5 protein-coding genes are annotated in these 4,599 nt (G+C 60.1%); 1 reads left to right on the forward strand and 4 read right to left on the reverse strand.

Annotated features, from left to right (window positions below; all coding sequences use genetic code 11):
- Positions 1 to 476, forward strand: a 476-nt coding sequence (locus HX846_RS39350; protein WP_256739750.1) for a methyl-accepting chemotaxis protein, incomplete at its 5' end; no start/stop codon positions are given.
- A 125-nt stretch (positions 477 to 601) separates the two neighbouring features.
- On the opposite strand, the gene HX846_RS00265 is transcribed toward HX846_RS39350, so the two are convergent.
- The 4 genes from HX846_RS00265 to HX846_RS00280 form a co-directional block, all read right to left on the reverse strand.
- The gene (locus HX846_RS00265) at positions 602 to 1,336 is read right to left on the reverse strand and encodes an amino acid ABC transporter ATP-binding protein (RefSeq protein ID WP_087692909.1); all 735 of its coding nucleotides are present in this window, start codon (positions 1,334 to 1,336) and stop codon (positions 602 to 604) included.
- Complete coding sequence (locus tag HX846_RS00270) at positions 1,329 to 2,288, reverse strand: amino acid ABC transporter permease (protein ID WP_003209286.1); 960 nt, start codon at positions 2,286 to 2,288, stop codon at positions 1,329 to 1,331. The genes HX846_RS00265 and HX846_RS00270 overlap by 8 nt, the downstream gene beginning before the upstream one ends.
- 143 nt (positions 2,289 to 2,431) lie before the next feature.
- Entirely contained in the window at positions 2,432 to 3,229 is a 798-nt protein-coding gene (locus HX846_RS00275) for a transporter substrate-binding domain-containing protein (protein ID WP_003209284.1), read from the reverse strand.
- 219 nt (positions 3,230 to 3,448) lie between these two features.
- The gene (locus HX846_RS00280) at positions 3,449 to 4,252 is read right to left on the reverse strand and encodes a transporter substrate-binding domain-containing protein (protein WP_043226395.1); all 804 of its coding nucleotides are present in this window, start codon (positions 4,250 to 4,252) and stop codon (positions 3,449 to 3,451) included.
- Positions 4,253 to 4,599: the final 347 nt, after the last annotated feature.

Raw genomic sequence — 4,599 nt, forward strand, 5'->3', positions numbered from 1 at the left:
AGACCAACTTGCTGGCCCTCAACGCCGCGATCGAGGCGGCCCGCGCAGGCGAAGCCGGCAGGGGGTTTGCCGTGGTCGCCGATGAAGTGCGCAGCCTGGCACAACGCACCCAGCAGTCGGCCGAGGAAATCGAGGAGTTGATCAGCGGCCTGCACCGGGGCACGCAGCAGGTGGCCGACATCATGGACAACAGTCGCAGCCTCACCGACAACAGCGTGCAACTGACCCGTCGCGCAGGAGAGGCGCTGGCTGGCATCACCCGTACCGTGTCAGTGATTCAGGAGATGAACCCGCAAATTGCCGCTGCCGCCGAGGAACAAACCGCAGTCGCCGAGGAGATCAATCGCAGCGTGTTGAAGGTCAAGGATGTGTCGGAACAGACCTGGGCCGCAAGTCAGGACACTGCGGCGGCCAGTGTCGAACTGGCCCGCCTGGGTACCGATTTGCAGGTGTGGGTGGGCAAGTTCAAGGTCTGAAAATACCCAACCTGTGGCGAGGGAGCTTGCTCCCGCTGGAGTGCGCAGCGCTCCTATCTTTTTTGGAGCCGCTACGCGGCCCAGCGGGAGCAAACTCCCTCGCCACAAGAAGCATTCCCACGCATTTATAGAACCTGGCGCAGGAAGGCTTGGGCGCGAGGGTCCTTCGGCGCATCGAAGAATTGCGCCGGGGCGGCGTCCTCCAACAGTTTGCCGTGATCGAAGAACAGCACGCGATCAGCCACTTCCCGGGCAAAGCCCATTTCATGGGTGACGCAGACCATGGTCATGCCTTCCAGGGCCAGGGTCTTCATCACGTCCAGCACTTCGCCGACCATTTCCGGGTCCAGGGCCGAGGTGGGCTCGTCAAACAGCATCACCTTGGGCTCCATCGCCAGCGCACGGGCAATCGCGACGCGCTGCTGCTGGCCACCGGAAAGCCGCGACGGGAACTCGTGGGCTTTCTGGGCAATGCCGACTTTCTCCAGGAGCGCCAGGGCCTTGGCCTCGCGCTCTTTCTTGCCGCGCTTGCGCACGACTTTTTGCGCCAGGCAGAGGTTTTCCAGCACGGTCATGTGGGGGAACAGGTTGAAGTGCTGGAACACCATGCCGACTTCACGGCGGTAGGCGTTCACGTCGGTTTTCGGGTCTGCCAGTTGCAGGCCGTCGATGCTTACCGAGCCGGAATCGAATTCCTCCAGGCCGTTAAGGCAGCGCAGGAACGTCGACTTGCCGGAACCGGACGGGCCGATCACCACCAGCACTTCACCCCTGGCCACTTGGGTGGTCACGTTGTCCACCGCGCGCACGACGTGGCCACGGGTGTCGAAGACTTTTACCAGATCGCGGACTTCAATCACTTTGCGCGAGCCTCCGCTCAAGCCGACTGGCGATTTTCGACAGCGGCAGGTTGATCAGCAGGTACAGGCCTGCGACGCAGAACAGGATTTCGAATGGCGAGAACGAGGTGGTGATGACCTCGCGGCCGCTTTTGAGCAGCTCGGTAATCGCGATCACCGACACCAGGGATGTGTCCTTGACCAGGCTGATAAATTGCCCGGCCAGGGGCGGCAGCACGCGCTTGAAGGCTTGCGGCAACACCACGTGGCGCATCGACTGGCCAGCACTGAGCCCCAGGGAACGTGCCGCCTCATTCTGCCCACGGGCAATCGACTGCACGCCGGCGCGGATAATTTCCGCCACATAGGCACCGGTAAACAGCGAAAGCGCGGCGATCCCGGCGAATTCCCGGGACAGGTTGAGCACCGTGCCGATAAAGAAATAGAAAATGAAGATCTGCACCAACAACGGCGTACCGCGTACCAGTTCGACGTAGATCGTCGACAGATCGCGTAAAGTCGGGTTGTTCGACAGGCGACACAATCCGGTCGCCAGGCCGATCAACAGTCCCAGCACCCCGGACACCACCGATAGCCACAACGTAGTCCACAAGCCCCACAGCAGAGGGCCCGCAGCCCAATGCCGGGTGACGCCGACCACATCGCCCTCGGCCACGTCATCGCCCTTGGCCACTTGCAGGCTGTTCTCGGCCACGGTCAGGTGCTGTTCGTTGCCCTCGTCATTACGCAGGGTGACGTCAGCCACATCGCCCTTGCGCACCAACTCGCTGACGGTGGAAATGTCCGACGCACGCTGGGATTCTTCGGCCTGGTAGACGAAGTACTGCGGCACGCGGTTCCAGCGCCATTCGTAGGACATCAGCGAGGTGGCGTAATACAACGCGCCGGCCAGGCCGACCAGCACCAGCACCGTCAGCAGGTGCCAGGGCCATTGGGCTTTTTTCTGTTTCATTTCAGGTTCCGGGATATGTCGAGATCGTTCCCACGCTCTGCGTGGGAATGCCTCACTGGACGCTCAGCGTCCGCTTTGTGACGCAGAGCGTCACGGGCTGCATTCCCACGCGGAGCGTGGGAACGATCAATGCAGGTCAGCTTTTATTCCATATCCTTGAGCCACTCAGAGCTCTTGAACCACTTGTCATGGATGCGATCGTAGGTGCCGTCGTTGCGGATCTGGTGCAGGAAGTTGTTGATGAAGTTGATGCTGTCGTAGTCGCCCTTCTTCAGGCCGAACGCCAGGGGTTCAAAGGTGAACGGCTGATCAAGGAACACCAGCTTGCCGGCGCCGACCTTGTTCACGGCCACCACGTTGTACGGGGCGTCATAGACGAAGGCGTCAGCCTTGCCGTTGACCACGTCCAGAACAGCTTCCTGCTCGTTGTCATAGCCGTGGTACTTGGCTTTGGAGATCAGCTTCTTGGCCACCATTTCGCCGGTGGTGCCGAGCTTGGAGGTCAGGCGGTATTTCTCATCATTCAGGTCTTTGTAGGACTTGATGGTGCCCTCCAGCTCCTTGCGGATCAGCAGGGTCTGGCCGACCACGATGAACGGTTCGCTGAAGTTCAGACGCAGGTTGCGTTCCTGGGTCAGGGTCATGCCGCTGCCGATCATGTCGAACTTGTCGGTCAACAGGGCCGGGATGATGCCGTCGTAACCGGTGGAAATCGGCTCGAACTTCACGCCCATCGACTTGGCCATGGCCTTGAGGATGTCGACTTCAAAGCCGATGATTTCACCGCGTTTGTTGGTCATCTGGAACGGCATGTAGGTCGGGTCCATGCCGACTTTCAGCGTACCGCGCTTGACCGCATCATCGATGGCGCCGGCATGTGCCGCGTTGACCGCCACCAGTGCGGTGACGCCCAGCAGCAGCATCGAAAGATACTTTTTCATCATCAAGTCCCCTGAACTCATTTTCTTGTGAGGTCGGCGCGCAAAAGGGCTGCACCATTTCGGGGTGCGATCCTAACTCACTCACCGCCGGGTACAAAGGTTTCGCCGGGATTTGTTGCCAAGGTATGACAGAAAAGCCCCACAACCGTGCAGAGAAAGGCATGGCTAGACACCTCGATCCACGGCCCAGCCAATTGCTTGATGTGTAAGCAGTTATGACTACCAGTCCACTTCCGCCATCCAGCCCGAGTCCTTGAACCACTTGTCATGCAGCCGATCGTAGGTGCCGTCCTGGGCCACCTGGTTGAGGAAATGATTGATCCAGTTGAGGCTGTCGTAATCGCCCTTTTTCAAGCCGAACGCCAGGGGCTCGTAGGTGAAGGGTTGCTCCAGCGCCAACAGCGCACTGTTCTGGGGCTTGGTAATGGCGATCAGGTTATACGGCGCATCATGGATAAACGCATCGGCCTTGCCCTCCACCACCTGGCGCACGCCTTCTTCAGGTGTTGGAAAACTGCGCAGCCGTGCAGTGCCGAGAAACCTCTTCGCCGCCGCCTCGCCTGTGGTGCCTTCGGCGGCCACGATCCGGTAACCGGCCTCGTTCAAGTCCTCGATGCTCTGGACCTTGTCGGCCAACCGAGGGTTCAGCAGCACGGTCTGGCCGACGATGATGAACGAGTCGCTGAAATTGAGGGTCAGGTTGCGCTCCTGCGTGACAGTCATGCCGCTGCCGATCAGGTCGAACCGGCTGGCCAGCAGGCCGGGAATCAGGTCGATATACGGTACCGAAACCAGCTCCAGCTTGACCCCCAGCGCCTTGCTCATCTCCCGGAGCAGGTCAATTTCAAACCCGACGATCCGGCCTTTCTTGTCGGTCATCTCAAAGGGCACGTAGGCCGGATTGGTGCCGACTTTCAACACACCCCGCCGAACGGCCTCATCTATGGCTCCGGCATGCGCCAGGTAACCATGGGAAAATGTGACGATGCCGAGCAGCAGCATCGACAAATACCTTTTGATCATGAAAAAAGCCCCTGTTCCATTAAACACTCCCACACCCGGCCACGCGCAAGTTCGCGTAAGCCGCAGGCTTCGAGTCAGATTTGGGGGGCGATGCTAACCCACTCGCAGGCACGGCAATATGCCTCGGAGAAGGGTCTTTTGTTTCGAAATAACAAGGAGTTAGCGCGATGCAGCAGAAGGGAAAAACAACGTAGGACGGTTATCGCAAACGCCCCCGAGGTGGCACCTCGGGGGCGTCGGAATCAGGCCGGTTGAGCCTGGGACGACAGCGGCTTCAATGGCAGCAATGGCGCATGCGGATCGGCCTTGACCGATTCGCGCCAGGCGCTCAGCCACTCGGCGTGGCC

It is taken from the genome of Pseudomonas sp. K5002 (genome assembly GCF_013386655.1).
GTDB lineage: Bacteria > Pseudomonadota > Gammaproteobacteria > Pseudomonadales > Pseudomonadaceae > Aquipseudomonas.